Origin of the sequence: Occultella aeris, from assembly GCF_902703175.1 — a bacterium.
In the GTDB taxonomy this organism is placed as follows: Bacteria; Actinomycetota; Actinomycetes; order Actinomycetales; family Beutenbergiaceae; genus Occultella; species Occultella aeris.
On the sequence record NZ_CACRYJ010000050.1, the window covers coordinates 84,152 to 110,469 of the forward strand.

Consider the following 26,318-nt stretch of genomic DNA (forward strand, 5'->3'; position numbering starts at 1 on the left):
CGCCCGCGGTGCTCGGGCACGTGCCCAGATCGTAGGGTCTGCCGCGGTCGGCGCCGCACTAGGGCCCGTGCAGAACTGCCCATCGGCCCACGGCTCCGACCTCGCGCAGCGGCGAGCGAGCAGCCCGGGAGCGGCGCGGCGCCCCGCCGCACCCGAACCCGCCCGCGGAGGCCTTGCGACGCGGAACGTAGACTGGTGGACCGTGACCACGCCTCCCGTCTACCTCGACCACGCCGCCACCACCCCGGTGCGCCCGGAGGTGGCGGCCGCTTTCGCTGAGGCGGCCCTGGAACTGGGCAACCCCTCCTCGCTGCACACCCGCGGCCGCGCCGCCCGGCGTGTGGTCGAGGAGTCGCGAGAGTCCATCGCGGCCGACCTCGGCGCCCACCCGACCGAGGTGATCTTCACCGCGGGCGGCTCCGAGGCGGACAACCTCGCCGTCAAGGGCGTCTGGTTCGCGGCGACCGAAGCGCGACCGGAGGCGACCGGGGTGGCGATCTCCGCCGTCGAGCACCACGCGGTGCTCGATGCCGCGCACTGGCTCGCCGAGCGCGAGGGCGCGCAGGTGACCGAGATCGCTGTGGGGCCCGACGGCGTCATCCGCCTCGACGAGATCGCCCGCCTTCTCGACGTGGCCGGCCCGCGCACCGCGGTGATCTCCGTGATGTGGGCGAACAACGAGGTCGGTTCGATCCAGCCGGTAGCAGACGTGGTCGCGCTCGCGGCCGCACATGGGGTGCCGGTGCACTCCGACGCCGTGCAAGCCGTCGGGCACGTCCCGATCGACTTCGCTGCGAGCGGGCTCGCCGCGCTCGCGCTGTCCGGACACAAGCTCGGTGCCCCGATCGGGGTCGGTGCCCTGCTGGCCCGGCGTGACCTGGCCATGACGCCGGTGCTGCACGGCGGCGGGCAGGAGCGCGGCGTCCGTTCGGGCACCGTCAACACCCCGGGGATCCGCGCGCTCGCGGTCGCGGTGCGGGCCGCCGTCGCCGACCTGACCGAGGAGACCGCCCGGCTGACGGCCCTGCGGGACCGGCTCGTGGCCGGCGTCCTCGAGGCGGTGCCCGGCGCGACCCTGCGCGGCACCCCGTCGGGTGAGCACAGGCTGCCCGGCAACGCGCATTTCACCATCGAGGGCACCGACGCGGATGCGCTGCTGTTCGGGCTGGACATGGTCGGGGTCTGTGCCTCGTCCGGGTCCGCGTGCCAGGCCGGCGTGCAGCAGCCCTCGCACGTGCTGGCCGCGATGGGTGACGACGACGTGCGGGCCCGCTCCGCCGTGCGCCTGACCCTCGGGCACACGTCCACCGGCTCGGACGTGGACACGCTGCTCGCGGTCCTGCCCGACGTGGTCGAGCGGGCCCGGGCTGCGCACAACCCGCGGCGGACACCGACGGCGGCAGCCACCGCCGCGGCGACCGGCACCACGGCGACCGGCACCACGGCTGGGGTGAGCCACTGATGCGCGTCCTGGCTGCGCTGTCCGGGGGCGTGGACTCCGCCGTCGCCGCCGCTCGTGCCGTGGACGCCGGGCACGACGTCGTCGGCGTGCACATGGCGCTGTCGCGGTCCCGCGCCCAGCACCGCAACGGCTCGCGCGGGTGCTGCTCCATCGAGGATGCCTCCGACGCACGCCGTGCCGCCGACGTGCTCGGCATCCCGTACTACGTCTGGGACCTGTCCGAGGAGTTCGAGGACACCGTGGTCGCGGACTTCCTGTCCGAGTACTCGGCCGGCCGCACACCGAACCCGTGCGTGCGCTGCAACGAGCACATCAAGTTCTCCGCACTGCTGGACCGCGGACTCGCGCTGGGCTTCGACGCCGTCGCGACCGGGCACTACGCCCGCATCGCCGAGGGCCCGGGCGGGGTGCGCGAGCTGCACAGGGCCGCCGACCCGCTCAAGGACCAGTCCTACGTGCTCGCGGTGATGGGTTCCGAGCGGCTGGCCCGGTCGATCTTCCCGCTCGGGGACGCCCCGTCCAAGGACGACGTGCGCGCCGAGGCCTCCCGCCGCGGGCTGAGCGTGTCCGCGAAGCCGGACTCCTACGACATCTGCTTCGTTGCCGACGGCGACACCCGCGGGTTCCTACGTTCTCGACTCGGCGCTCAGCCGGGAGAGGTCGTCGACACCGACGGGAAGGTGGTCGGCAGCCACGAGGGCTCCTACGGCTTCACCGTCGGACAGCGCAAGGGTCTGGGCATCGGCGCCCCGGCGGCGGACGGCAGGCCCCGCTACGTGCTGGAGGTGGACTCGACGGCGAACCGGGTCGTCGTCGGCCCGAGCGAGCTGCTGTCCGTCACCGAGATCGCCGCCGGGGACGTGGTGTGGCTCGCCGACGACGTCGACCCGGCCGACTGGACCGACGTGACCGTGCAGGTGCGCGCGCACGCGGACCCGGTGCCGGCGCGGGTCCGTATCGACGACGCAGGCCTGGCCACCCGGTTGGGCACGCCGCTACGGGGCATCGCACCCGGGCAGTCGATCGTCGTCTACGACGGCACCCGGGTGCTCGGCCAGGCGAGCATCTCGGCGGCTGGACGCGGCGCCCTCGACCGGGTGGAGCAGGCGGCCCGGTCCTAGGGGAACGGGATGCCGGTCGTGTCACCGATCCACACGGTCGCCACCGCCAGCGCCCCGAACGCCAGGGCCAGCCACACGGCCCCGGCCGCGTTGCGGGCAGCCCTGATCTGCCGCCGTCCGATCCCGGCGAAGATGGTGGCGAGGACCGCGGTGACGATCGGCACGATGGTCCCGGCCACCACCACGACGCCAGCGTCCACCGGCTCCGGGGTCTGCCAGCCCTCGTCCACGGCGAACGGCGTCAGGTACACCAGGGACGCGAGGATCAGCGGCAGCAGGATCGCCGCCCAGCCGAGCACGAATCCGACGGCGTAGAGCGCACCCGAGGCCTGCGGGCGGCCCTGGTCGATGCGTCCGAGGTCGGCTCCGGCCAGCGTGGGTGAGACCGTGGCACGGCCGAGGTGCACCGCCGTCGGGTCGGTGGTCGCCACCTTGTAGGGGTCGAAGATGCTCATGAGTAGCTCGTCGAGATGCTGAGGACAAGCAGGGCGAAGCCGGCCAGGACGATGAGGTAGCCGCGTTGGCGGCCCTGGCGGGTCTCGATCCGGGTGCCGGCACTGGCCCCGAACGCACCGATCGCCGCGACCAGTGGAAGGAACACCCAGGTGCGCACGGCGTCACCGGTGAAGCAGTCGAGGGTGCCGCCCGCGTCCCCGCACGCCGCGACGGCGTCCACGAGCGGGCCGGTCCAGGTCACCACATGCCAGATGATGAAGGCGAACGTGGCCAGCACGAGCAGCACATTGGTCAGGACGAGGCCCGGCATCGTGGGAGCGGCCTGCGTGGGACCCGCCGAGTTCGGCGCGGCCGGGGCGTTCTGGCCCGGCCGGGCGGCCTGGTTCGACGCTGCCTGGTTCTGGCCGGTGTGGGTGCGGGCGGCTGGGCCGGCGCCGCCCTGGGAGCCCGGTTGCCTCGGCGCCGAGTACGCGTTCTGACCCTGCTGCGGGGGCCGCTGCCAGGGCTGGGTCACTGCCTCGGTGCGCTCGGCGAGGTTCGCGCCGAGGGTCTGGCGCTGCGCGGCCACGTTCTGCTCGAGCAGCTTCTTGTGCTGGGCCAACTGGTCGGCGAGCTGCCGACGGGCTCGCTCGAGCGGATCGACGGGCGTCCCTCCGGTCGCGCCGGAGACCGGCGCCGGGGGCTGCGGCACCGGCGCGGATTGCTCCGGGAACCAACTCACCTCCCCATCCCATCACATCGGCGGCGCGCGCGGGGCTGGTAGCCGGGATCAGCGCACTGCGGGCGTGTTCACCTGCAGCAGGGCCTCCGAGGCGACCATCCATACGCTGAACACGGCGGTGCCCGGGTGGGGCACGCTGTTCGCGACGAGCACCCCCGCGAGGAACGGAGGGATCCTCGGTGTCAACGGCATCCGAAGAGCCTGCGTCGGTCACGCTGCGGAGGTCAAGGGATCCGGGCGTTGGCGGTGTCGGTGCGGCGCGCCACAATGGGCGTCGTGAACGTACGCGCGAACGAGAACCTGCCCGAGTCCGTGGAGACGGACGACCCGGCCGCCCGAGCGCGGTGGGAGGAGCTGGCGCAGCAGGTCCGCGACGCCCAGTTCGCGTACTACGTCCGCGATGCCCCCACCATCTCCGACGCCGAGTTCGACACCCTGCTGCGGGAGCTGGAGGCGCTCGAAGAGGCCAGCCCCGAGCTGCGCACCCCGGACTCGCCGACGCAGCAGGTCGGCGGAACCTTCTCGACTGCGTTCACCGCCGTCGATCACGTGGAGCGGATGCTCTCCCTCGACAACGCGTTCAGCCTGGAGGAGGTCTCCGCCTGGGCGGACCGGGTGCACCGGGAGATCGGGTCCGAGAAGGTGCACTACCTCTGCGAGGTCAAGATCGACGGGCTCGCCATCGCCCTGGTCTACGAGCGTGGCCGGCTGGTCCGGGGCGTCACCAGGGGGGACGGCCGGACCGGGGAGGACGTCACCCTGAACGTGCGGACGATCACCTCCATCCCGCACACCCTCGCGGGCGAGGCGGCGACCTGGCCGGAACTGATCGAGATCCGTGGCGAGGTGTTCTTCCCGGTCGAGCAGTTCGAGGCGCTCAATGCCGCGCAGGTCGAGGCAGGCAAGTCGCCGTTCGCGAACCCTCGCAACGCTGCGGCCGGCTCGCTGCGGCAGAAGGACCCGCGGGTCACGGCCACCCGCGCCCTCGGCATGTACGCCCACGGGATCGGGGCGTTGCGCTGGGGTCCGGGCGGGGCGCCCGTGGAACTGACCCGTCAGTCGCAGATCTACGACCTGCTCGCCGGCTGGGGCGTGCCGGTCTCCGGGCACAACCGGGTGGTGACCGGGTTGGACGGGGTCCGGGAGATGATCGCCTACTACGGCGAGCACCGGCACGACATCGAGCACGAACTGGACGGTCTCGTCACGAAGGTGGACGAGTTCGCCCTGCAGCGGCGCCTTGGCAACACCTCGCGGGCGCCGCGCTGGGCGATCGCGTACAAGTACCCGCCCGAGGAGGTCAACACCAAGCTGCTCGACATCCGGGTGAACGTCGGCCGCACCGGCCGGGTCACACCCTACGGCGTGATGGAACCGGTGCTCGTGGCCGGTTCCACCGTCGAGCAGGCCACCCTGCACAACGCGAGCGAGGTCAAGCGCAAGGGCGTGCTGATCGGCGACACGGTGGTCCTGCGTAAGGCGGGCGATGTGATCCCGGAGATCCTCGGCCCGGTCGTGGACCTGCGGGACGGCACCGAGCGCGAGTTCGTGATGCCGACCGAGTGCCCCTCCTGTGGCACGCCCCTCGCGCCGGCCAAGGAGGGGGACGTGGACATCCGGTGTCCCAACGCCCGGTCCTGCCCCTCGCAGCTGAAGGAGCGGGTGTTCGCGCTCGCCTCCCGCGGGGGGCTGGACATCGAGGCACTCGGCTGGGAGGCCGCCGTCGCCCTCGTGGATCCGGAGGCGAACCGGCCGGCCGATGCGGAATGGCCGGAGGCAAAGCCGGTGCTGTCCGGGGAGGCGGGCCTGTTCGACCTCAAGCCCGAGGACCTGCGTGACGTCAGCGTCTGGCGTCAGCGGAAGGTGAAGGGCGAGCCCACGGGTCAATGGGACCGGGTGCCGTACTTCTGGACCAGGGCCGGCGCCGACGCCGCGAAGAAGCCGTCGAAGCCGACCGCGACGACCGAGGTGCTCTTCGCCGAGCTGGAGAAGGCGAAGGCCCAGCCGCTCTGGCGGGTGTTGGTGGCTTTCTCGATCCGGCACGTGGGTCCGACGGCGGCCCGCGCGCTGGCCACCCACTTCGGCTCTCTGGACGCGATCCGGGCCGCGAGCACCGAGGAGCTGAGCGCCGTCGAGGGCGTCGGGCCGACCATCGCGGTGGCTGTCACGGAGTGGTTCACCGTGGACTGGCACGTCGAGATCGTGGACCGCTGGGCCGCCGCCGGCGTGCGGATGGCCGACGAGCGCGACGAGTCCGTGGCGCGCACGCTCGAAGGGCTGACCGTCGTGGTCACCGGCTCGCTCGAGAACTTCTCCCGGGACGGCGCCAAGGAGGCGATCATCGCCCGCGGCGGCAGGTCATCCGGATCCGTCTCGAAGAAGACCGACTTCGTTGTGGTCGGGCCCGGCGCAGGCACCAAGGAGGACAAGGCCCGCGAACTCGGTCGGCCGATCCTGGACGAGGCCGGCTTCGAGGCACTGCTCGCGGGCGGACCGGAAGCGGTGGCCGACCTCACCGGAGCAACGGAGTAGGCGGCCGGCGGGCGCACCGCACCCTGACGTGCCTGGGTAGTTCTGTCCGGATCACCGTGGATCCGGCACGAACGGCGGTGCCTGGGTAGTTCTGCCCCGCGCCCCGGGCGGTCCGGGCGGTCGGGTCGGCTTAGGTTCACTGTGCACCATCCGATACCGACCTGAGGGACCTACATACCCATGCGACCTGTTCGACGCTACGCCGCCCCCGTCACCGCCCTGGTGCTCGCCACCGCCCTCGGACTCGGGGCATGCTCCGCCGGGGACGACGACCGGGACTCCGACACCGGCACCTCGAGCGAGGAGGGCGCCGGAGCCGACAGTGGCGATTCCGATGAGGGCGCCGACGACGCGACCGAGAACGACGACGCGACCGACACCGCCGATGACGAGGCCGCCGATGGGGCCGGCGACACGGCCGACGCCGAGGTGGTTCCCCTTGAGGGCACCTTCGTGACCGAGGTGAGCGTGCCGGCCGGCGCGGAGTACGAGGTGACCAGCACCTCCGCGACCACGCTGCAGCTCGACTTCCCGGCCCCGGCCGACCCGACGGCGCTGAGCGCGTTCTACGAGGCGTGGTTCACCGAGCAGGGCATGACCGTCGCCGAGGTCTCAGGCATCGTGACCGGGACGCTCGGGGACGCCACCTGGACCCTGCTCCCGCAGGACGCCGGGTCCTGGATCCTCTCGGCCGCCACGCTCTGATCCTCGCGCAGTCGCCGGGCGGCGGACCTCGAGAAGTCCCGCTGCCCGGCGACTGCCCGCGCGAAGCGGCTCATCTGCGCGAGTGGAGGGATACTGGGGTGATGATCAGCGATGAACTTGCCCAGCAACTGGCACTGGCGGGGCTGCGATGGGAACCCAGGCCCGGAGATCAGTTCCGGATCTCCGCCGAGGCGCTCAGCGAGGACGTGTTCACGCTCTCGCACATGGTCATCGAGCCACGCACCTATGACACCGGCACCGTCCTGCACTTCAACGGCACCACCGAGTGGGCGCTGGACAGCATCGCCCAGGACGACACGCTCTGGCTGCCCCGCGAGGACCAGCTTCGCGCACTCCTGGGTGGCACGTTCCGCTCCCTCGAGCGCGACGGTGACGTCTACGCGGTGACCACCAAGGGACCGGACGGGCCCGCGACCTATCGGGCCGCCGTCGTCGAGGACGCCTACGCCGGCGCGCTGCTCGCGCTGGTGCACCACGCGATCGACGCCTGAGCCGGGGAGTGCGTCCACCTCGTCAACCGGAGCCGATGGGCACCTTGCAGCGGCTTGCCATCATCTCCGACATCCACGGCAACGTCACCGCTCTGGAAGCCGTGCTGGCCGACATCGACGCGCGCGGGATCAGCACCGTCCTGAACCTCGGCGACGTGGCCGGGAAGGGCCCACGGGGCTCGGAGGCGGTACGGCTCAGCCGTGCCCGGTGCGCCGTGACCGTGCGTGGCAACTGGGACGACTTCCTGCCCCGCGAGGACGAACCCGAACGGGGTGAGGCGCTCTGGTGGTGGCACCACGAGCTCACCGATCAGGACCGGGACTGGTTGCGGACCCTGCCGCTGGCACACGATCTGGTCCTCAGCGGGCGCCGGATCCGGCTCGTCCACGCCTCCGCCGAGAGTGTCTACACGCGGGTGCACTTCCACCACACGGTCGAGCAGTTCGACGGCATGTTCGCGCGCACCGAGCTGACCGGACCCGGCCCAGAGCCCACGGTGGTGGGCTACGGCGACATCCATGACGCGTACCTGGAGACCAACGGCGGGCGCACGCTGTTCAACGCCGGCAGCGTGGGCAACCCCCTGGACGAGCCCACGGCCTGCTACGTGATCCTCGAGGGCGTGCCCGACGGCGGCGCGACCGATCCCTTCGGTGTCCAGTTCGTCCGGCTCGACTATGACGTCGAGGGTGAGATCGAGGTGGCCCGCGGGCTCGGCATGCCGGACCTGGAGGCGTACGCGATCGAGTTGCGGACCGCAATCTACCGTGGCCGGCACGCCGAGCTCGGGCTGCGCTGAGTCTGCCGGCTAGAGCGGCCAGATCAGCGGGATGATCAGCACCGCAAGCACGAGCCACACTCCCATCACCGGCAGACCCAGCCGCCAGTAACTGCCGAACCGGTACCCACCGGGGCCCATCACCATCATGTTCGACGCGGTGGCGATCGGGGTGAGGAACGAGGCGGCCCCGGCCACCGCCACCAGCATCAGCACCGGCTGCACCGAGTAGCCGGTCTCCGCGGCCGCGGCCAGCGCGATCGGGACCACGATCAGCACGGTGGCGGTGTTCGAGACGACCTGCCCGAGCGTGCCGGTGAGCACGAACAGGGCCACGAGCAACACGAAGGGCGGCGCGTCGCCGACCAGATCCACGATGCCGTCGGCGATCAGATCGGCCGCCCCGGATTCGGTGATGGCGACCGAGAGCGGGATCAGACCACCGATCAGCACGATGACCTGCCAGGACACAGCCCGGTACGCCTGGGGCACGCTCACCACCCTTAGCAGCACCATGCCGATCGCGCCGATCAGCCCGGCGACGGCGGCCGGGACCAGTCCGAACGCGAGCAGCAGCACCATCACCAGCGTTACGGCCAGCGCCCGCGGGGCCTTGCTGCCCATCGGCACGGCCTGCCGGCGGAGCAGATCCGGGGAGTCCACCAGCAGCACGTCCCGGTCGTCGACCAGGGTGTCGATGGCGGGCCAGGCGCCGTGCAGCAGGAGTACGTCGCCCTCGACCACGTCCGTCTCGCCGTCGACCTCCTTGCCCCGCCGGCGGACCGCGAGGATGACCAGGTCCGAACCCCGCTGCATGCCCGCGAACACCCGCTCGCTCAGGAGCGGTGACCTGGGTGGCACCACCACCTCCACCACACCGGCCTCGCGGGTCACGAGGCCGCCGGCAGCCTGGGTGCCGAGCGGACGCATCGCCACCGCGAGCCCGGAGTCCAGGACGAGCGTGCTCACCTGCTCGGGTGGTCCGGCGATGACGAGGACATCGTCCGGGCCGAGCACGTGCAGGGCCGGTGCGCGGCTGCGGTCCGGGCGCTGCGCGCCCATCAGCCGTACCCCGGGATGTTCCGCGCCGAGGTCGAGGTCCCGGAGCACGGTGCCCACCAGTGCGGACTGGTCCCGGAGTCGGAGCCGGTAGAAGCCGCCGGTGAGGTCGTACTGGCGGGCCAGGGTCTCGGCGTGCCGGCTGAGGTCCGGGCTGATGTTCTTCGGCACGGAGGTGGGGAGCATCCGGGGTCCGAGGATCACGCAGGCCGCGATGGTGGCAGCGAGCAACGGAAGGCCGATCAGGGCGAACTCGAAGAAGCCGAATCCGCCGCCACCGGCGTCGGTTGAGGCATCGGCCACGATCACGTTCACCACGGTGCCGGTCAGTGCCAGCAGCGAGCCCGCATGGGCGGCGAACGCCAGCGGCATCAGGAACTGCGACGGGGATGCCTTCGCCCGGACCGCAAGCATCACCACCATCGGCAGCAGCGCTGCCACCGAACCGTTCGGGGTGAGCAGCGTGGTCAACAGGGCGCAGAGCACCATCACCGCTATCAGGATCCGCCGTGGCGCCGTGCCGGCGCGCCGCGCAAGCGCCTGCCCGGCCCAGGCCGTCACCCCGGAGGAGTCGAGGCCCTCGCTCACCACGAACAGGGCGGCCAGGAAGACCACCACCGGATCGCCGAAGCCGCCGACTGCCTCGCCCAGGTCCATCACACCGGTGGCCCACAGGGCGAGGGCCACCAGGAGGGCGACCACCCCGACGGGGAGCTTGTTCGTGATGAACGCGACGACGGCCAGCCCGAGGATGATCAGTGTGATCGTCGCGGGATCCACGATGGTCGCACTCCTCTCCTCGGTCTGGCCGTCATGTCGCTTTCGGTCAGGAGCCGGACAGCTCGGTGGCGAGCTCCGCCTCGTCCTCGTCGGAGAGCGACGTCTGCAGCACGGTGCCCCCGAACGGCTTGATCGCGTCCGCGAACTTGTCCTCGGTGATCTTCGAGGCCAGCACCACCACGGCCGCCTTGCCCGGGGTCAGCAAGCCCTGGACGCGTTCCTTGAACGAGTTGTTGATGCCGACCTTGCCGAGCTTGCCGGTGAGGGCACCGAGTGCGCCGCCGAACAGCAGACCGAAGCCGGGCACCAGGAACAACAATCCGATCAGGGTGCCCCACAGGGCGCCGGAGGCGGCCGAGACGCCCACGATCTTCGCGGGGGTCTCGACGTGCTGCTTCCCTTCGGCGTCCACGCTGACCAGGGCGAGGCCGTTGAGGGTCACGATGAAGTCCCGCTGGGCCACCAGGACCTGCTCGTAGGCGCCCTTGGCCTTCTCGTGGTCGTCGTAGCCGATGATGATCAATTCCGACATGCCGTCTCCTTCGAATGGATCGGACCCGACCCAACTGGGCCGAGCGTGCTGCTCCTCACGCGCGTCGCGTGACGTGTCTCAAGGTACGACTCCTCCTCGATCGATGGGTTGCCGTGCCAAGGTGATCAGGCGGACGCGCCCGGGGCGAAGGTGCGGGACGCCTCGAGCAGGATCCGGGCACCGAAACCGGTGGCCCCGCTGGTGCGCCAGGAGTCGTCCTTGTCGGACTGCATCGTCCCCGCGATGTCGAGGTGCGCCCACGGCGTCTCCCCGACGAAGTGCTGGAGGAACAGCGCCGCGGTGGTCGCCCCAGCGAACGGACCACCGAGGTTGGCGATGTCGGCGATCTCGGAGTCGAGCTGCTTGCGGTACTTCTGCTCGAGCGGCAGCTGCCAGACCGGCTCGTCGACGACGGCGGACGCCGCGCGGACCAGGTCGATCATGGCCTGGTCGTTGCCCAGCAGCGGCGCCGTGGACGGGCCGAGCGAGACGAGCGCCGCGCCCGTGAGGGTGGCGATGTCGATGATCGCATCGACGCCGGCCTCGTTCGCGAGGTCGAGGGCGTCGCTCATCACGAGGCGTCCCTCCGCGTCGGTGTTCTTCACCTCGATCGTGGTACCGCGGCGAGTGGTGAGCACGTCGCCGAGCTTCATGGCGGTCCCGGACGGCATGTTGTCCGTGCACATCAGCCAGCCGGTGACCTCTGCGGCCACGCCCGCGTCGCGCAGGGCGGTGAAGGCGCCGAGCACGGCCGCCGCGCCGCCCATGTCCATCTTCATCAGCAGGTGCATCGGGTCGCTGGGCTTGAGGCTGATGCCGCCCGAGTCGAACATGATGCCCTTGCCGACCAGGCCCAGGTGAACCGTCGACTGCCCGGCGGGCGCGTAGGTGAGTTTGAGCATGCGCGGCTCCTCGGTGGAGCCCTGGTTGACGCCGAGGAGCCCGCCGCAACCGAGGTCGATCAGCGCCTGCTTGTCGAAAACCTCGACCTCGAACCCGAAGCGGGCACCGAGGTCGACGGCGATATCGCCCATGTTCGTCGCGGTGAGGTGTCCGGGCGGAGTGTTGGCGAGATCGCGCGCAACGATGGCGGCGCGGGCTCCGACGAACGCCTCGGCCACGGCCTCCTCGGCGTCCGCGCCGGCGGGCACGTCCAGGACGAGGGAGGCGAGCGCGACGTGCTTCGACTCGCGCACGAGGACCGTGTACCGGTAGCGCGCCAACAGCGCACCCTCGGCGAGGGCCCGTACGGCATCGGCGACCTCGACGCCGGCGAGATCGTCCAGGCGCAGCGCCAGCCGGGAGCGGCGGGACGCGGCGCGGGTGAGGGCGGCGGCCACATCGCGCAGCGTGGCAACGGTGGCCTCCGACCGGGCGCCGAGGCCGACGGCCACGAGATCGGGCCCGTCCGCCTGCAGCAGCACCAGCGTCGAGCCCGCGGCGGCCTCGAATCCCGCGTCCGCGAGCGCGTCACGGTTGAAACCGAGCGCGGTCGGCACGTCGCCGTCGGAGAACACGCCGATGCCGACGGCCTCGGCGTCCTCGGCGTCCGTGCCGAGCACGACTCGGGCTGCGTCGAGAGCATCGAGGCCCGGGAGGGTGGCGAAGTCCGCCGGGATCACCTTGTTCGGGCTGCGTGTGGTCATGGTCGCTGCTCCCTTGCGTTCAGCTGGCTTCGTGGTCGGGTCGGTGGATGTCATGCGGTGCTCAGCCCATGTCCACCGGCGCGCCGGGGCCCCACGGGATGCCCAGCAGGAACCAGACCGCGAACAGCACGGTCCAGGTGACGAGTACCGCCACGGCGTAGGGGATCATCAGGGCGATGATCGTGCCGATGCCGGCGTCCTTCTTGTAGCGCTGCGCCACGGTGACCATGAACGGCAGGTACACCATGAGCGGCGTCAGCACGTTCACGGGGGAGTCGCCGACGCGGTAGGCGGCCAGCAGCGTCTGCGGGGCGACGTCGAGCGAGGCGAAGATCGGGATGAAGACCGGCGCGAAGATCACCCACTTGGGCACCAGGCCCGGGAGGATGAAGTCGAGGATGACGATCACGAGGATGAACGCCAGCAGCAGCACGAGCGCCGGAACGTCCGCCGTCTCCAGCAGTTCGGCCGCCGAGACGGCGGCCACCGTGGGAAGGTTCGACCAGTTGAACAGGGCGATGAACTGGGCGATCATCAGGAACATCAACAGCAGACCGCCCAGGCTCGCGAAGGTCTTGGTGATCGCGCCGACGGCTGCGTTTCCACCCACCAGGGTCTTCGCCCCCGCGCCGTAGGCCATGCCGCAGACGAGGAACGCGAGCGAGATGATGAAGACGAGGCTCGCCATGAACGGTGTGGTGCCGATGATCGCACCGGTCTCCGGGTCGCGCAGCGGCGCTCCCGGAGGCGCCGTCAGCAGCGCGATGAACGCCACGAAACCGATCAGCGCCCAGAACGAGAACCTCAGGCCCCGCGCTTCGGCGGCGTGGTCGATCTCCTCGTCGCCCTCGATGCCGACCACAAGGTCGTTACGGTCGTAGCCCCCGAGTCGCCTCTCGGTCACGAAGAGTGTGACCAGCAGCACGACCACCGCCATCAGGATCGACGAGACGATCGCGAAGTAGTAGTTCTGGGTGACCTCGAGCGTCTCCATGCCCGCCGTCGCGAGCACCTCGTTCGTGATCTCGGTGAGCATGCTGTCCGACGGGGTGATCAGCAGGTTCACCCCGAACACGGCCCCTACTCCCGCGAACGCAGCCGCGAGGCCGGCGAGCGGATGTCGTCCGACGGTGAGGAACGCCGCCGCGGCGAGCGGGACCAGGATGAGGTAGCCGGCGTCGGTCGCCACCGACGAGAGCACACCGACGAAGATCAGGATGAACGCGAGCCACCGCTTCGGCGCGACCTTCACCGTGCGGCGGATCAGGGCGCCCATGAGGCCGGCGTGCTCGGCCACGCCGACGCCTGCCATCGCGATGAGGACGACTGCGACGACGCCGAAGCCGGCGAAGTTGTCGACGAAGGACGAGAAGAAGAAGCGGATGCCGTCGATCGAGATGAGGCTGCGGACCTCGAAGGTCTGCTCCTCGACGATGTAGTCCGGGACCTCGGCAGGCTCGCCGGTGACGGAGTCGTAGATCGACCAGGTACCGCCCAGATGCTCGTTGACCTGGTTGAACTCGTCGCGGGGGACCGGGGTGACCACCTCGTCGGTCACGGACACTCCGACCCAGGACAGGATCGCGGAGAGCAACGCGATGACGCCGATCAGGTAGACGAACATGATCGTCGGGTTCGGCACCTTGTTGCCGACACGCTCGATCCAGTTCAGGAAGCCCTTGTTGTCGGCCGGAGGCGACAGTTCCACCGACTCAGCAGCCACGATCTACCCCCATCGCAGTCGCGGCGGTCGTGGTGACGCGCACCGACCTGGACGGCATCGTCGTCGTACCGAAGATCGTGGTCCGAGTACCCATCCGAAATCCTCTCCCGTGTGTGCGCCGTACCCCGACCGGCGCTCGGCGCACGGAGTCGGTCATTGACGACCCTAGTGAGCGGCCCCACACGGGCGACAGACTTCCCCCAGTCCTGGGGGATCCCCAGAACTAGGGGTCACGTCGATCCACCCGCGGACGGCCGACGCCCAGATATGGCTAGGGTGGGCGCACGGGACGGGGTCCGGGCGGGGCGCCCAGCGGGCGGCTCGATCGCAAGATGACAAGAGGGACGACTCGATGACGGTTGACTCAAGGCGGGTCGAAGGCTCGGCGTACCCGCGCACGGTCTCCCGGGTAGGTCTCGTGGACGATCATGCCGTGGTCGGCCTCGGTGTGCGTGCCCTCCTTGCCGACCATCCGGACCTGGAATTCGTGGCCGCTGAGCCCACGGTGGCGGACCTGCTCGCTGGTGGCGCGGATCTGGACGTGGTGCTGCTGGACCTGCGCCTGGCGGACGGTTCGTCCGTCTGGCAGAACATCAGCCGGCTGCGACAGACGGGCGCGGAGGTACTTGCCTTCACGTCGGGCGACGACGTGGACCTCGTGCGCGCTGCGGCACGCGCCGGGATCGCCGGCATGGTCCGCAAGTCCGAGGACTCCGAGCACCTGCTCGAGGCCCTGCGGCACGTCTGCCGCGGCGAGGTGGTCGCCTCCACGGAGTGGGCCGCGGCCGTGGACAGTGACCCGCACGCCCCTGGGCTGTCCCCCCGCGAGCGGCAGGTGCTGGAGTTGTACGCATCCGGGGAGAAGGCGGACCGGGTTGCCCGGCTGTTGGGGGTGTCCCGGGAGACGGTGCTGGACCACATCCGCCGCATCCGTGTGAAGTACGCCGCCGTGGAGCGCCCGGCGCACACGAAGGTGGAGCTGTACATGCGTGCCGTGGAGGACGGCGTGCTGCCAGGGCCGGGGTGAACGGGTCTCCCGACGACCGGCGGCAGGGATCGAGCACTCCTGGGGCGACCACGCGAGCCATGAGCGTGCGTCGCCGGATGGGTGCCATGGTGTCCATCGGCGCCCTGATCCTGGTCGCGATCCACCTCGGAGATGGTCTGATCGGGTGGTCGAACGCCCATTTCGGCTGGCGCCTCGGCGTCCTCGCCCTGATCGGCGTCGTCGTGGTCCTCACCCTCGGTGCGTTCCACCTGCCGCAGCGGCTGCTGCGCCGGGGCTGGGCGTGCTTTCCGATCCTCTACCTGGTGCTCGTCTCGACATGGGTGCTGGCCCGTTCGGCCGACGACGATGAACCGTCCGTGTGGGTGCTCGAACCCGCGGCAGTCGGCTTCGCGGCCGTGTCGTGGACGTGGCGGACGGCGATCGGGTACGCGCTGATCGCGGCCGCGCTCCTGCCGTTGAGTCTGTTCCTGGTCGACGGGAGCGTCGACCGGCAGATCCTGCTCCGGGCGATCATCCATCTGGGCAATGTGGCGTTCGTGGTCATCGTGTTCGCCATCGACGCCCAGTTGCGGGCCTTGCGAAGCTCCGAACGGGAGGTCGAGCGCAATGCGGCGCTCGCCGCCGCCGCGGGCGCTCGTGCTGGGGCACACGCCCGGCTGACCGCGCTCATCCATGACGAGGTGCTGACCGCGTTGACCCTCGCGATGCGCACCACGGTCATCCCCGAGTCCGTCGCCACCCAGGCCGGGCGGGCACTGGCGGTCCTGCGTGGCGCGGCCGTGCCGACCGAAGGCCAGCCGGGGCGCCTGCATGCCGACCTGGCGGCACTCGCACGTGACAAGGGGCTCCGGTTCGTCGCGCCGCCGGGGGCCACGCGGATCGCGCTACCCGACCAGGCGGCGAATGCACTCGTCGCGGCCTGTGCACAGGCGATCGAGAACAGCCTGCGTCACGCCCGCCCGGTGGCCGGCGCGAGCTCGGTGCGCCGCTGCCTCCGGCTGACCGCCGAGCCGGGACGGGTGGTCGTGACCGTCGAGGACGACGGCTCCGGCTTCGAGCCCGACGATGTCGCGCCGGACCGGCTGGGCCTTCGTGCCAGCATGCTCGCCCGGATGCGCAGTGTGCCGGGGGGCGGTGCGCAGGTGCGTTCCGGATGGGGCCGCGGCACGGTGGTCGAGCTCAGCTGGGTAGGGCCGGTCGCGGGCGATACGGGCTCGGGGACCGGTGGCGCCAACGGCGGCACGAACGCGGACCCCCACGCCGGTAGTCGCATCTCGGGACTCGCGACCCCGGCCGCGCGGGTGGTGCTCGTCCTGGTCTGGGCGACCGGAGCCGTCCAGTCCGCGCTGCTCTGGCACACCTATCCGCAGCCCGCCGCGATCGGTGTCGCGCTGCTCGTGAGCCTCGCCGGGGCGCTTGCCCTCAGCGCGCCCGCGGATGATCCGCTGCCCCGGTGGGCGACGCTGACGGTGGCCGCCGTGGCCCCCGTGAACGCGCTCCTGCTCCTGCCCCAGCTGGGTGGGGGACCGGGGGAGCGGGCCTGGTTGTTGCAGACCGGTGCCTACCTCGCCGCACTGCTCATGGTGCGGGGGCGCCGCGGGCCGGGCCTGGCTTCGGTCGGTGCGATGGCGGCCGCGGTGATCGCCTGGGGCGCACGGGTGGACGCTCCCTCCGCGACGGTGGTCGCTGTCCTCTCGCTGCCGGTGGCCGCAGCCGCCGTGGGGCTCGCCTGGTCGGCCCTGCTTCGACGGATGTTGACCCGGCTCACGGCCCACCGCCGGGCCGATGCCGCCTCCGCACGGGCGCTCACCGCCGAGCGGGCGGCCCTGGCTCGGACCGCGACGGAACTGCATGCCATCGCTCGGGTGGCCGGACCACCCCTGCGGCGCGTCGTGGAGTTGACTGCAGTCGACCCGCCCGAGCCGCTGAGCCCCGCAGACCGGATGGAGTGCCGCATCGCCGAGGCGCACATCCGGGACCGGTTGCGGGCGCCCGCACTGGCAGAGGCGGATGTCGCAGTGGCCGTGGACGCCGCACGCCGCCGGGGCGTGGAGGTCCTGCTGCTCGACGACCGTGCTGATCGGGTCGAGCCTGCCGGCCGTGCGGAGACCGTCGGTCAGGCAGGTCGCGCCGATCGGGTGGAGCCGTTGGAGGACGGCTTCACCGCCGCGCTGGTCGAGCTCATCGGTGCGCACGGGGCGGGTTCGGTGACGGTGCGGCTGCTGCCGCAAGGACGCGCCGTGTTCGCGACGGTGCTGTGCAACGGGCCCGGCGGCGACGAGCGGACCGAACTGGACCGTCTCGGCCGGGAGGTTCACACCAGCAGGGACTCGATGGCCCCGTCCGAGAGCACGTGATCGGCCACCATCCGACTCGCGCCGAGCACCGCCGCCTGGGCGCCGGTCCCGGTGCGCACGATACGGAGGTCCCGGGTCGCCAAGGCCAGCGAGCGGGTCAGGATGACGTCGCTGATCGCCTCGAGGAGGATCGGGTTGTCCATCGCCATCGATCCGCCGATGACCACCACCGAGGGGTTGAGCAGGCTCACGGTGCCGGCCAGCACGGACCCGATGTCCCGACCGGCCCGCCGGGAGAGGTCGAGCGCTAGCGCGTCCCCGGTTGCGATCAGGGTGGAGACGTCCTCGGCCTCCTCGTTGCTGCGGCCGGCGGCGAGCCAGGCGGCGCGAACCGCGCTGCGGCTCGCAAGGGCCTCAAGGCAGCCGGTGTTGCCGCAGGTGCAGGTCACCGCCTCGCCACCAGGCACGGCGATGTGCCCGAGGTCCCCGGCGGCGCCCTGGGCGCCGCGATGGACCCGGCCCTCGGTGATGATGCCGGCGCCGATGCCGGTGGCGACCTTGACGAAGACAAGGTCGTCGACGCCGGGATACAGGCTCCAGTGCTCACCGGCGGCCATCAGGTTCACATCATTGTCGACCAGCACCGGGGTCCGGAACGACTCGGCCAGCACGCCGGGGATGTCGGCGCCGTCCCATCCCGGCATGATCGGTGGGTTGCGAGGGCGTCCGGTCTCATGTTCCACCGGCCCCGGCACGCCGACACCGACCCCCACGAGGTCGCGGCGCGGCCGCCCGACCTCCTCGAGCAGCTCGAAGCCGAGGGCACTCACGCGCGCGAGGATTGCCTCGGGTCCGTCGGCGATCGCGGCGATCTCACCCCGCTGGGCCAGGACCGTCCCGCCGAGGTCGGTGACGGCCACCTGCAGGTGTGCCGCGCCGATGTCCGCCGCGAGGATGATCCGTGAGGTGGGGGCGAACGCGAAGATCTCCGGGGGGCGCCCACCCGTGGAGGTGGCGGCACCGCGGTGGGCCAACAGTCCGCTCTCGAGGAGCAGGTCGATTCGCTGGGCGATGGTCGAGCGGGCGTGACCGGTCTGTGCCACCAGTTCGGCGCGGGAGCGCGGCACGCCGTCGCGAAGCAGCGCCAGCACCGCGCTCAACCCGGCGGGCACGGCAGTCGGTCGACGGGTCTGGCCCACGGGTCCTCCTCTCGGCGAACGACAACTATAGGGTCACGGATCGGTCACAGAAGGCCGGCTCGCCGACTTTTGCTTGACGGCAGGCAGAAGGGCCGCCTAGGTTCGGCGGCATGGTCAGCGACGACGCGTTCATGACAATGCGTGGCATCGTCCAGCACTCCCCCGAGGGCCAGGGCCCTGGACGGGCTGGACCTCGAGGTGCGCACGGGCGAGGTGCACTGCGTCCTCGGCCAGAACGGAGCCGGAGAGTCGACCCTCATCAAGGTCGTCGCTGGGGCACGCCAGCCCAACGACAGGCGGCGTCGCAGATCGACGCCCTCTGGAACCACGATGACGACCAGGACGCCGGCTCGGCGAACATGATGGAACTGATCGCCTCCGGCGACTCCGTCGTGCAGGCCACCGTCATCTACCCGGCCACCCAGGCGGCGGACGGCATCGCCCTGGCCCGCCTCGTCGTGCAGCAGCGCGCCCTAGCCGACCTCGTCGAGGTCGAGGTGCCGCGACTGGTCCAGTTGTACGCCCCGGTCGTGACCGCGGAGAACGTGGAGCAGTATCTACCCACGGCCTTCCAGTCCTGACCTGTTCGTCCGGCGGTGCGTGATCGGCCGTCCGGAACGGGGCCGTGGTGACCAGAACGGTCGCCGCGGCCCCACCCCATGAGAACAACACTGAGGAGAGAGAACTCGATGACCGCCAGTCCACCCTTGAACGTCGCAATGATCGGGTACGCCTTCATGGGCGCCGCGCACTCGCAGGCCTGGCGCAACGCGCCCCGCTTCTTCGATCTGCCGCTCACCCCGGTCCAGCAGGTGATCTGCGGTCGGAACCCGGAGGCGTTGGCCGCGGCGGCGGCGAAGCTGGACTGGCGGCACACGGAGACGGACTGGCGCGCAGCGATCACTCGCGACGACGTCGATCTCGTGGACGTGTGCACCCCGGGCGACACCCACGCCGAGATCGCGATCGCCGCCCTCGAGGCCGGCAAGCACGTGCTCTGCGAGAAGCCGCTGGCGAACACCGTCGCCGAGGCCGAGCAGATGGCCGCCGCCGCGGAGGCGGCCCGGGCCAACGGCGTCCTCGCCATGGTGGGCTTCACCTACCGCCGGGTCCCCGCCGTCCAGCTCGCCCGCCAGCTCATCGCCGAGGGTCGCCTCGGCACCATCCGGCAGGTGCGGGCCCAATACCTCCAGGACTGGATCGCGGATGCCAGTGCACCGCTGTCCTGGCGCCTGGACAAGACCAAGGCCGGTTCGGGCGCGCTCGGGGACATCGGCGCACACATCACCGATCTGATCCAGTTCGTGACGGGCCAGGCGATCACCGGCGTGGTTGGCCTCACCGAGACGTTCGTGAAGGAGCGGCCGGTCGCCACCGAGTTCGCCGGACTGGCCGGCACCGGGGGAGCCGAGCTCGGACCGGTGACGGTCGACGACGCGTCCATCTGGCTGGCCCGGCTCGCCGGCGGCGCGATCGGGACGTTCGAGGCCACCCGGTTCGCCTGGGGACGCAAGAACGGACTGCGGTTCGAGATCAACGGGTCGGCGGGATCCCTCGCGTTCGACCTCGAGGATCTGAACGTCCTCGAGTACTTCGACGCCGGTGAGGACGCGCGCACCGCCGGGTACCGCCGGATCCTCGTCACCGAACCGGAGCACCCGTTCGTCTCCGCCTGGTGGCCCGCCGGGCACGGGCTCGGCTACGAGCACGCCTTCACGCACCAGGTCGTCGACCTGGTCACCGCAGTCTCCGCCGGCGAGCAGCCCGAGCCCTCCTTCGCCGACGGGCTCGCGGTGCAACGGGTCCTTGCCGCAGTCGAGCAGAGCGCGCAGGGTGGGAGCACCTGGTTGGACATCCCGGCTGCCGGGTGACAACACCCGACCGGACCCCACCCACCGACCAGCACGAACCGACCGAAGACAACCGCAACGAGGAGCAGTATTCCCATGGCACGACCGATCACCCTGTTCACCGGACAGTGGGCGGACCTCCCCTTCGAGGAGGTGGCCCGGCTCGCCAGCGAGTGGGGCTACGACGGACTTGAGATCGCCTGTTGGGGCGACCACCTGGACCCGAACCGCGCGGCGACCGACGACGACTACGTCCAGGAGAAGCTGGAGCTGCTGGCCCGCTACGACCTGAAGGTGTGGGCCATCTCCAACCACCTCAAGGGGCAGGCCGTCTGCGACGACCCCATCGACATCCGGCACCGTGAGATGCTGCCTGACTCCATCTGGGGCGACGGCGACGCCGAGGGCGTCCGGCAGCGGGCCGCCGAGGAGATGAAGAACACCGCGCGCGCCGCCGCCCGGCTCGGCGTCAAGACCGTGGTCGGCTTCACCGGCTCCGCGATCTGGAAGTACGTGGCGATGTTCCCGCCTGTGCGCGACGAGATCATCGAGGCCGGCTACCAGGACTTCGCGGACCGGTGGAACCCGATCCTGGACGTGTTCGACGAGGTCGGCGTCCGGTTCGCCCACGAGGTGCACCCAAGCGAGATCGCGTACGACTACTGGTCCACGGTGCGCACCCTCGAGGCGATCGGTCACCGGGAGGCGTTCGGCCTGAACTGGGACCCGAGCCACATGGTCTGGCAGCAGATCGACCCGGTCTCCTTCCTCGTCGACTTCGCGGACCGGATCTACCACGTGGACTGCAAGGACACGAAGCTGCGCATGACGAACGGGCGCAACGGCCGGCTGTCCTCGCACCTGCCCTGGTCGGACCCGCGCCGCGGCTGGGACTTCGTCTCGACCGGGCACGGGGACGTGCCGTGGGAGGACGCCTTCCGCGCCCTGAACCACATCGGTTACGACGGACCGATCTCGGTGGAGTGGGAGGACGCCGGTATGGACCGCCTGGTGGGCGCGCCGGAGGCCCTCGAGTTCGTGAAGAAGTTCGCGTTCGACGCGCCCGAGGCGGCGTTCGACGCGGCGTTCAGCACGCGCTGAGCAGCCCAGCAGGGGCGTCTTCCGGTCACCGCCGGAGGGCGCCTCTCGTCGTTCCGACCGGCACCTCAGCCGCTCAGGTCAGTCGTGGCTGGCCGGCTCGTCATCGCCGCCGGCGTGCCTGGCCAGGACGAACAGCAGATCCGAGAACCGGTTCAGGTACGTGGACAGCTGCGGGTTCACCTCGACGCCCGAGGCGCGCGCGGCGACCACGTGGCGCTCCGCCCGGCGGGCCACGGTGCGGGCGTGATCGAGGGCCGCACTGACCGGGTTCGAGCCCGGCACGATGAACACCGGCCGCATCGGTCGCTGCTTCAGGAGCTCGTCCATGAGGGTCTCCACGGCCGTCACCATCTCCGACGTCACCAGGGAGATCCCCGGTTCGAGCCGGTCCCGGTGGAACGGATTCGTGGACAGGTCGGCGCCACAGACGAAGAGTTCGCGCTGCAGCCGCAGCACGAGGGCGGCGAGTTCGGTGTCATCGCAGGCGGCCCGCGCGACCCCGAGCACGGCGACGGTCTCGTCGAGGTCACCGCCGGCCTCGACCTGGGCGTCCCGCTTGGAGACGCGGCCACCGAGGAACAGGCCGGTGGTGCCGTCGTCCCCGGTGCCGGTCGAGATGCTGGCCATCCCTCGAGCATGCCACCGCTGCCACACGTGCGCACGGTCGTCGCCGCGCGGCCGTAGACTCCAGCCAACACAATCAGTCGACTCGAGGTCAGGGGAAGCCGGTCCGAAACCGGCGCTGTCCCGCAACCGTGGGTCGCCCGCAGCACCGATGCGGGCGACGAGCCGGATCACCTGCTCGGGATCGAAGGCTCGACCCGTCGTGGACTGCGGGAGGAGCCCGAGTCCTCGTCCCCGCGCGCTCACGCCCGGGGTCCGGGGGAGCGGGCCCGCCCCGCGGACACCCTCCCGGAAGGCTCCACCATGAGACACCCCAAGCCCCCCGTGACCCGCATCGCGGCCGCGGCCGCGATCGGACTCGGCCTGCTCACCGTCCTGCCGACCGCCGCCGGAGCGGATGCCGGCCCGGCCCCCGCTGGCGCCTGCCTGACGGCGGACCAGGGCGTCACCGTCGTGGTCGACTTCACCGACGTCGGCGGTGAGGTGGAGGCGGGCTGCGCCGAGGGGGACCCGACCTCGGGCCGCGAGGCGCTGGAGCTCGCAGGCTTCACACCCGCTGACTCCACCCCGGGTCTGATCTGCACGATCGACAGCCTGCCCGATCCCTGCCCCACCGAGTTCGATGGGAACTTCTGGTCCTACTGGACCGCCGAACCGGGCGCCGACTGGGTGAGCGCGACCGTGGGTGCGGACGAGGCCGACCCCGCGGTGGGCGGCTACGAGGGCTGGCGCTACTTCGACGGCAGCGCCGGTCCCACCGTGACCTCCGCCGACGTGGCGGCCGCGGCCGAGGATGCGGACCAGACCACCGAGGGCTCGGAGGACGCGACCGCGTCCGCGACCGGTGACGAAGCCCAGGAGGAGGGCTCCGGCGCGCCGGTCGGGGTGATCGCCGGGATCGCCGCGGTCATCGTCGTCGGCCTGGTGGCCGTCCTGGTGACGCGCCGCCGCGCCGCCCAGCGGGGGGACTGAGCGCCGTCCGGCCATGACCACCATGCAGCGCAGTCCCGGGCCGCCGGTCTCGGGTCCGCCGTCGACCGAGCGGCACACCGCGGTATCCCTGCACCCACTGGCCTGGTGGGCCTGGGGTGCGGGCATCGCGGTGGCGCTGACCCGCACCCTGAATCCGCTGGTGATCGCGCTGTTGCTCGCCGCCGTGACCCTGGTGGTGGTGATCCGGCGGGACGACTCACCGTGGGCGCGCGCATTCGGTGCCTACCTGTGGCTCGGCCTGGTGGTGATCGCCGTCCGGGTGGCCTTCTACCTGCTCGTCGGGCTGCCCGATGGCAGCCCCGTGCTGGTGGACCTGCCCCGGATCCCGCTGCCCGGCTGGGTGGACAGCATCGAGCTGCTCGGTCCGGTGCACGCCGCCGGACTGCTCGGTGCGATCTACGCCGGCCTGCGCCTGGCTGCCCTGATCATCACGTTCGGGGCCGCGAACGCGCTCGCGAACCCGAAGCGGGCGCTGCGTTGCCTGCCGGCCTCCCTGCATCACCTCGGCACCGCCGTCGTGATCGCGGTGAGTGTGACCCCGCAACTGTTCTCCGCCGTCGCTCGGGTGCGGCGGGCGCAGCTGCTGCGCGGCCTGGACGGGCGCGGGCCGCGGGCGTTCGCCGGCCGGCTCATCCCGGTGCTGCAGGACGCCCTCGAGCAGGCGCTCGCCCTCGCCGCCTCGATGGACTCCCGTGGCTATGCCCGCGGCCACCGGCCCGGCGGTGACCGCCGGGTGGGCACGCTGCTGGTGGTGGCGCTGCTGGCCGGGCTGATCGGCACCTACGGCCTGCTCGACGGTACCGCGCCGGACTGGCTCGGCCCGCCGCTGTTGGCGGCCGGCGCGGCGATCGCCGTGGTGGCCTCGGTGCTGGCCGGGCGACAGGTGCGCCGCACGCGCTACCGGCCCGACCCGTGGGGGCTGCCGGAGAGCCTCGTCGCGGTGTGCGGCGTGGCGGCGGCCGTGGCGATCGGTCTGGGTGCGGCCATCGAACCCGCCTCGGTCTCGGCTTCGCTGAGCCCGCTGACCTGGCCCACGCTGCCCCTGAGCGGTGTGATCGCGGCCGGTGCCGCCGCGCTCCCGGCCGTGCTGCCCGGGCGGAGCACCCGATGATCGAGTTCCGGGACGTCACCGTCAGCTACACCGGCACGCCGGCGTTGCGCGAGGCCAGCTTCACCGTCGGCGAGGGCGAGTTGTGCCTGGTCGTGGGACCCACGGGATCGGGCAAGTCCACGCTGCTCGGGGCGGCCTGCGCCCGCGTGCCCCATTTCAGTGGCGGTCTGCTCTCCGGCACCGTGCTGGTCGCCGGCCGGGACACCCGCGACCACCTGCCCCGCGACCTCGCGGACGTGGTCGGCGTGGTGGGGCAGGATCCGCTCGCCTCGTTCGTCACCGACTCGGTCGAGGAGGAGCTCGCGTTCGCGATGGAGCAGCTCGGGGTGGCGCCGGCGTTGATGCGCAAGCGGGTGGAGGAGGTGCTCGACCTGCTCGGCCTGGCGCCGCTGCGCGGCCGCGCCCTCGCGGACCTCTCCGGCGGCGAGCAGCAACGCGTCGCGATCGGGGCGGTGCTCACGGCGCAGCCCCGGATCCTGGTCCTGGACGAACCCACGTCCGCGCTCGATCCGGGCGCCGCCGAGGACGTGCTCGCCGCGCTCACCCGGCTGGTGCACGACTCCGGCATCACCGTGCTGCTCGCCGAGCACCGGCTCGAACGCGTGGTCCAGTTCGCCGATTCGGTCATCTCGTTGACGCCCGACGGCGTGGCCGCGGCGGGCGCGCCGGCGGCGGTTCTCGCGCACTCGTCGGTGGCGCCACCCGTGGTGGAGCTCGGTCGGTTGGCGAATTGGGACCCGTTGCCCCTCTCGGTCCGTGATGCCCGTCGGGTGGCCGGGCCACTGCGCGAGCGGGTCCGCGATGGCCTGGCCGCGGCCGCGGGAACCACGCGCGCGGGCGCGCCGAAGGACCGGGCCGGCCGGCCGCCGTCGGGCGCTGCGGCGAAGCTGGTGGCCGACGGCCTGCACGTGCGGTACGGCGCGACCCACGCGGTGCGGGGCGTGGACCTGGCGCTGCCCGCGGGCGAGGTGGTGGCCCTGATGGGGCGCAACGGATCCGGGAAGTCCTCGCTTCTCTGGGCGCTGTCCGGGCGCGGTCGTCGGTCGGGTGGCACCGTGACCCTGCCCGATGGCACCGACCCGGCGGAACTCACCCCCGCGGTGGCGCGTCGCGAGGTCGCCCTGGTGCCGCAGGCACCCTCGGACCTGCTCTACCTGCCCACCGTGGCGGCCGAGTGCGCCGCTGCCGATGAGCAGGCCGCGGCCGGAGCCGGGACGACCGCGTCGATCCTCGACTCGCTGACACCGGGTATCGACGCTGCACGGCACCCGCGTGACCTCTCCGAGGGGCAGCGGCTCGCCCTCGCGGTGGCCGTCCAGCTGGCGGCGACGCCGCGGGTCCTGCTGCTGGACGAACCGACCCGTGGCCTGGACTACACCGCGAAGGCACACCTCGTTGCAGCGCTCGATGAGCTGCGCGCCGGCGGGCACACGATCCTCGTGGCCAGCCATGACGTCGAGTTCGTGGCGCGGGTGGCCGGTCGGGTGGTGCTGCTCGCCGAGGGGGAGGTGGTCGCCGACGCACCGGCCGAGGAGGTCCTGCGGGACTCGCCCACGTTCGCGCCGCAGGTGGCCAAGATCCTCGCCCCGGTCGGCGTGCTCACGGTCGCGGACGTGCGCGAGGCGCTGGCCGCAGGCGCAGCCGCCGAGGGACCGCCATGAGGTGGGACGCAGACGTCGGCAGCGACGTGACCGCGGTCCCGATCGGGCGCCGGTTGGGCCTCACCCTGGTGCTCGCCTCCGCGCTCGGGGTGCTGGCGTTCGGGTGGCCGCTGCTCGTCGATGCAGGCGCTGCGCTCGACGACGCCACCTCCGCTCCGGTGGTGCTCGCTCTGGTGGTGGCGGCTGGGCTCGCGGTGCTGTTGGTGGGGGTCAACGACGGCGGTCTGGACGTGAAGGCGATCGCGGTGCTCGGGCTGCTCAGCGCCGTCGGGGCCATCCTGCGTCCGCTCGCGGCGGGCACCGGCGGGGTGGAGACCGTGTTCATCCTGGTCGTGCTCGGCGGGCGGGTGTTCGGCCCGGGATTCGGGTTCCTGCTCGGCTCCACCACCATCTTCGCCTCGGCCCTGCTGACCGGGGGGGTGGGACCGTGGCTGCCGTTCCAGAT

Annotated in this window: 24 protein-coding genes, 1 pseudogene and 1 riboswitch; of the genes and pseudogenes, 16 read left to right on the forward strand and 9 right to left on the reverse strand. The window is 71.7% G+C overall.

The genetic code is table 11. The features are described 5' to 3' along the window. Positions 1-202: 202 nt before the first annotated feature. Both HALOF300_RS17195 and mnmA read left to right on the forward strand, forming a co-directional pair. Positions 203-1,462, forward strand: coding sequence for a cysteine desulfurase family protein (locus HALOF300_RS17195; RefSeq protein WP_197522639.1), 1,260 nt, complete (start codon positions 203-205; stop codon positions 1,460-1,462). After that, positions 1,462-2,583, forward strand: a complete 1,122-nt coding sequence (mnmA, locus tag HALOF300_RS17200; protein WP_156742143.1) for a tRNA 2-thiouridine(34) synthase MnmA — start codon at positions 1,462-1,464, stop codon at positions 2,581-2,583. Before HALOF300_RS17195 ends, mnmA begins: the two co-directional genes overlap by 1 nt. Here the strand turns inward: mnmA and HALOF300_RS17205 are convergent. Genes HALOF300_RS17205 through HALOF300_RS17215 form a run of 3 tightly spaced genes read right to left on the reverse strand, consistent with a single transcriptional unit; the run spans position 2,580 to position 3,952 of the window. Continuing rightward, a complete protein-coding gene (locus tag HALOF300_RS17205) occupies positions 2,580-3,038 on the reverse strand; it encodes a hypothetical protein (protein ID WP_156742144.1) in 459 nt (152 codons plus the stop codon). The genes mnmA and HALOF300_RS17205 overlap by 4 nt on opposite strands. After that, the gene (locus tag HALOF300_RS17210; RefSeq protein WP_156742145.1) at positions 3,035-3,760 is read right to left on the reverse strand and encodes a hypothetical protein; all 726 of its coding nucleotides are present in this window, start codon (positions 3,758-3,760) and stop codon (positions 3,035-3,037) included. Before HALOF300_RS17210 ends, HALOF300_RS17205 begins: the two co-directional genes overlap by 4 nt. A gap of 48 nt (positions 3,761-3,808) precedes the next feature. Continuing rightward, entirely contained in the window at positions 3,809-3,952 is a 144-nt protein-coding gene (locus tag HALOF300_RS17215; RefSeq protein WP_156742146.1) for a hypothetical protein, read from the reverse strand. 75 nt (positions 3,953-4,027) lie between these two features. Between HALOF300_RS17215 and ligA the strand changes: the two genes are divergently transcribed. From ligA to HALOF300_RS17235, 4 genes are all read left to right on the forward strand, one after another. Then, entirely contained in the window at positions 4,028-6,292 is a 2,265-nt protein-coding gene (gene ligA / locus HALOF300_RS17220; protein ID WP_156742167.1) for an NAD-dependent DNA ligase LigA, read from the forward strand. A 180-nt stretch (positions 6,293-6,472) separates the two neighbouring features. Continuing rightward, entirely contained in the window at positions 6,473-6,997 is a 525-nt protein-coding gene (locus HALOF300_RS17225; RefSeq protein WP_156742147.1) for a hypothetical protein, read from the forward strand. Between the two features lie 101 nt (positions 6,998-7,098). Further along, entirely contained in the window at positions 7,099-7,509 is a 411-nt protein-coding gene (locus HALOF300_RS17230) for a pilus assembly protein CpaE (protein ID WP_154795048.1), read from the forward strand. Positions 7,510-7,544: 35 nt separating this feature from the next. Continuing rightward, positions 7,545-8,309 carry a metallophosphoesterase family protein gene (locus tag HALOF300_RS17235; RefSeq protein WP_156742148.1) on the forward strand — a complete coding sequence of 255 codons (765 nt, stop codon included), beginning with the start codon at positions 7,545-7,547 and terminating at the stop codon, positions 8,307-8,309. A 9-nt stretch (positions 8,310-8,318) separates the two neighbouring features. Here the strand turns inward: HALOF300_RS17235 and HALOF300_RS17240 are convergent, their stop codons facing one another. The 4 genes from HALOF300_RS17240 to HALOF300_RS17255 all read right to left on the reverse strand — a co-directional run bounded on the left by HALOF300_RS17240 (position 8,319) and on the right by HALOF300_RS17255 (position 14,028). Further along, complete coding sequence (locus tag HALOF300_RS17240) at positions 8,319-10,127, reverse strand: SLC13 family permease (protein ID WP_156742149.1); 1,809 nt, start codon at positions 10,125-10,127, stop codon at positions 8,319-8,321. A 46-nt stretch (positions 10,128-10,173) separates the two neighbouring features. Further along, the gene (locus tag HALOF300_RS17245) at positions 10,174-10,659 is read right to left on the reverse strand and encodes a DUF1269 domain-containing protein (protein ID WP_156742150.1); all 486 of its coding nucleotides are present in this window, start codon (positions 10,657-10,659) and stop codon (positions 10,174-10,176) included. A gap of 125 nt (positions 10,660-10,784) precedes the next feature. Continuing rightward, complete coding sequence (locus HALOF300_RS17250; RefSeq protein ID WP_156742151.1) at positions 10,785-12,305, reverse strand: leucyl aminopeptidase family protein; 1,521 nt, start codon at positions 12,303-12,305, stop codon at positions 10,785-10,787. A 61-nt stretch (positions 12,306-12,366) separates the two neighbouring features. After that, positions 12,367-14,028 carry an AbgT family transporter gene (locus HALOF300_RS17255; protein WP_231955539.1) on the reverse strand — a complete coding sequence of 554 codons (1,662 nt, stop codon included), beginning with the start codon at positions 14,026-14,028 and terminating at the stop codon, positions 12,367-12,369. Positions 14,029-14,380: 352 nt separating this feature from the next. Here HALOF300_RS17255 and HALOF300_RS17260 point away from each other — a divergent pair, with 352 nt between their 5' ends. Beyond that, entirely contained in the window at positions 14,381-15,055 is a 675-nt protein-coding gene (locus HALOF300_RS17260; protein ID WP_156742152.1) for a response regulator transcription factor, read from the forward strand. A 59-nt stretch (positions 15,056-15,114) separates the two neighbouring features. Then, entirely contained in the window at positions 15,115-17,394 is a 2,280-nt protein-coding gene (locus HALOF300_RS17265; protein ID WP_156742153.1) for a sensor histidine kinase, read from the forward strand. On the opposite strand, the gene HALOF300_RS17270 is transcribed toward HALOF300_RS17265, so the two are convergent. Beyond that, entirely contained in the window at positions 17,352-18,533 is a 1,182-nt protein-coding gene (locus HALOF300_RS17270; protein WP_231955540.1) for an ROK family protein, read from the reverse strand. The two genes, HALOF300_RS17265 and HALOF300_RS17270, sit on opposite strands and share 43 nt — an antisense overlap. 131 nt (positions 18,534-18,664) lie before the next feature. Between HALOF300_RS17270 and HALOF300_RS17275 the strand changes: the two are divergent. The 4 genes and pseudogenes from HALOF300_RS17275 to HALOF300_RS17290 form a co-directional block, all read left to right on the forward strand. Further along, positions 18,665-18,827, forward strand: a pseudogene (locus HALOF300_RS17275) (ATP-binding cassette domain-containing protein); the annotation flags it as partial. Between the two features lie 65 nt (positions 18,828-18,892). Beyond that, positions 18,893-19,114: a hypothetical protein gene (locus HALOF300_RS17280; protein WP_408636898.1), complete on the forward strand. Its 222-nt coding sequence runs from the start codon at positions 18,893-18,895 to the stop codon at positions 19,112-19,114. A 108-nt stretch (positions 19,115-19,222) separates the two neighbouring features. Next, positions 19,223-20,404 carry a Gfo/Idh/MocA family protein gene (locus HALOF300_RS17285; protein ID WP_156742154.1) on the forward strand — a complete coding sequence of 394 codons (1,182 nt, stop codon included), beginning with the start codon at positions 19,223-19,225 and terminating at the stop codon, positions 20,402-20,404. Positions 20,405-20,479: 75 nt separating this feature from the next. Beyond that, a complete protein-coding gene (locus HALOF300_RS17290; protein WP_156742155.1) occupies positions 20,480-21,484 on the forward strand; it encodes a sugar phosphate isomerase/epimerase family protein in 1,005 nt (334 codons plus the stop codon). Between the two features lie 78 nt (positions 21,485-21,562). Here HALOF300_RS17290 and HALOF300_RS17295 read toward each other — a convergent pair whose 3' ends face one another. Continuing rightward, the gene (locus tag HALOF300_RS17295; RefSeq protein WP_156742156.1) at positions 21,563-22,111 is read right to left on the reverse strand and encodes a cob(I)yrinic acid a,c-diamide adenosyltransferase; all 549 of its coding nucleotides are present in this window, start codon (positions 22,109-22,111) and stop codon (positions 21,563-21,565) included. A 68-nt stretch (positions 22,112-22,179) separates the two neighbouring features. Continuing rightward, a riboswitch (cobalamin riboswitch) is annotated at positions 22,180-22,304 on the forward strand. Between the two features lie 107 nt (positions 22,305-22,411). On the opposite strand from HALOF300_RS17295, the gene HALOF300_RS17300 reads away from it, so the two are divergent. The 4 genes from HALOF300_RS17300 to HALOF300_RS17315 all read left to right on the forward strand — a co-directional run. Then, a complete protein-coding gene (locus tag HALOF300_RS17300; RefSeq protein ID WP_156742157.1) occupies positions 22,412-23,080 on the forward strand; it encodes a hypothetical protein in 669 nt (222 codons plus the stop codon). Between the two features lie 13 nt (positions 23,081-23,093). Further along, entirely contained in the window at positions 23,094-24,212 is a 1,119-nt protein-coding gene (locus HALOF300_RS17305; protein ID WP_156742158.1) for a CbiQ family ECF transporter T component, read from the forward strand. Beyond that, on the forward strand, positions 24,209-25,873 hold the full coding sequence (locus HALOF300_RS17310; protein WP_156742159.1) for an ABC transporter ATP-binding protein: 1,665 nt from the start codon (positions 24,209-24,211) through the stop codon (positions 25,871-25,873). Before HALOF300_RS17305 ends, HALOF300_RS17310 begins: the two co-directional genes overlap by 4 nt. Then, positions 25,870-26,318 (forward strand): ECF transporter S component (locus HALOF300_RS17315; protein WP_156742160.1); only part of this gene is annotated, 449 nt, incomplete at its 3' end. The genes HALOF300_RS17310 and HALOF300_RS17315, both read left to right, overlap by 4 nt.

Bases quoted from the DNA above. Each gene is read 5' to 3' on its own strand.
- mnmA (WP_156742143.1), top strand. From the start codon at position 1,462: ATGCGCGTCCTGGCTGCGCTGTCCGGGGGCGTGGACTCCGCCGTCGCC.
- HALOF300_RS17205 (WP_156742144.1), bottom strand. From the start codon at position 3,038: ATGAGCATCTTCGACCCCTACAAGGTGGCGACCACCGACCCGACGGCG.
- HALOF300_RS17215 (WP_156742146.1), bottom strand. From the start codon at position 3,952: ATGCCGTTGACACCGAGGATCCCTCCGTTCCTCGCGGGGGTGCTCGTC.
- ligA (WP_156742167.1), top strand. From the start codon at position 4,028: ATGGGCGTCGTGAACGTACGCGCGAACGAGAACCTGCCCGAGTCCGTG.
- HALOF300_RS17225 (WP_156742147.1), top strand. From the start codon at position 6,473: ATGCGACCTGTTCGACGCTACGCCGCCCCCGTCACCGCCCTGGTGCTC.
- HALOF300_RS17230 (WP_154795048.1), top strand. From the start codon at position 7,099: ATGATCAGCGATGAACTTGCCCAGCAACTGGCACTGGCGGGGCTGCGA.
- HALOF300_RS17235 (WP_156742148.1), top strand. From the start codon at position 7,545: ATGGGCACCTTGCAGCGGCTTGCCATCATCTCCGACATCCACGGCAAC.
- HALOF300_RS17245 (WP_156742150.1), bottom strand. From the start codon at position 10,659: ATGTCGGAATTGATCATCATCGGCTACGACGACCACGAGAAGGCCAAG.
- HALOF300_RS17250 (WP_156742151.1), bottom strand. From the start codon at position 12,305: ATGACCACACGCAGCCCGAACAAGGTGATCCCGGCGGACTTCGCCACC.
- HALOF300_RS17260 (WP_156742152.1), top strand. From the start codon at position 14,381: ATGACGGTTGACTCAAGGCGGGTCGAAGGCTCGGCGTACCCGCGCACG.
- HALOF300_RS17265 (WP_156742153.1), top strand. From the start codon at position 15,115: ATGAGCGTGCGTCGCCGGATGGGTGCCATGGTGTCCATCGGCGCCCTG.
- HALOF300_RS17280 (WP_408636898.1), top strand. From the start codon at position 18,893: ATGATGGAACTGATCGCCTCCGGCGACTCCGTCGTGCAGGCCACCGTC.
- HALOF300_RS17285 (WP_156742154.1), top strand. From the start codon at position 19,223: ATGACCGCCAGTCCACCCTTGAACGTCGCAATGATCGGGTACGCCTTC.
- HALOF300_RS17290 (WP_156742155.1), top strand. From the start codon at position 20,480: ATGGCACGACCGATCACCCTGTTCACCGGACAGTGGGCGGACCTCCCC.
- HALOF300_RS17295 (WP_156742156.1), bottom strand. From the start codon at position 22,111: ATGGCCAGCATCTCGACCGGCACCGGGGACGACGGCACCACCGGCCTG.
- HALOF300_RS17300 (WP_156742157.1), top strand. From the start codon at position 22,412: ATGAGACACCCCAAGCCCCCCGTGACCCGCATCGCGGCCGCGGCCGCG.
- HALOF300_RS17305 (WP_156742158.1), top strand. From the start codon at position 23,094: ATGACCACCATGCAGCGCAGTCCCGGGCCGCCGGTCTCGGGTCCGCCG.
- HALOF300_RS17310 (WP_156742159.1), top strand. From the start codon at position 24,209: ATGATCGAGTTCCGGGACGTCACCGTCAGCTACACCGGCACGCCGGCG.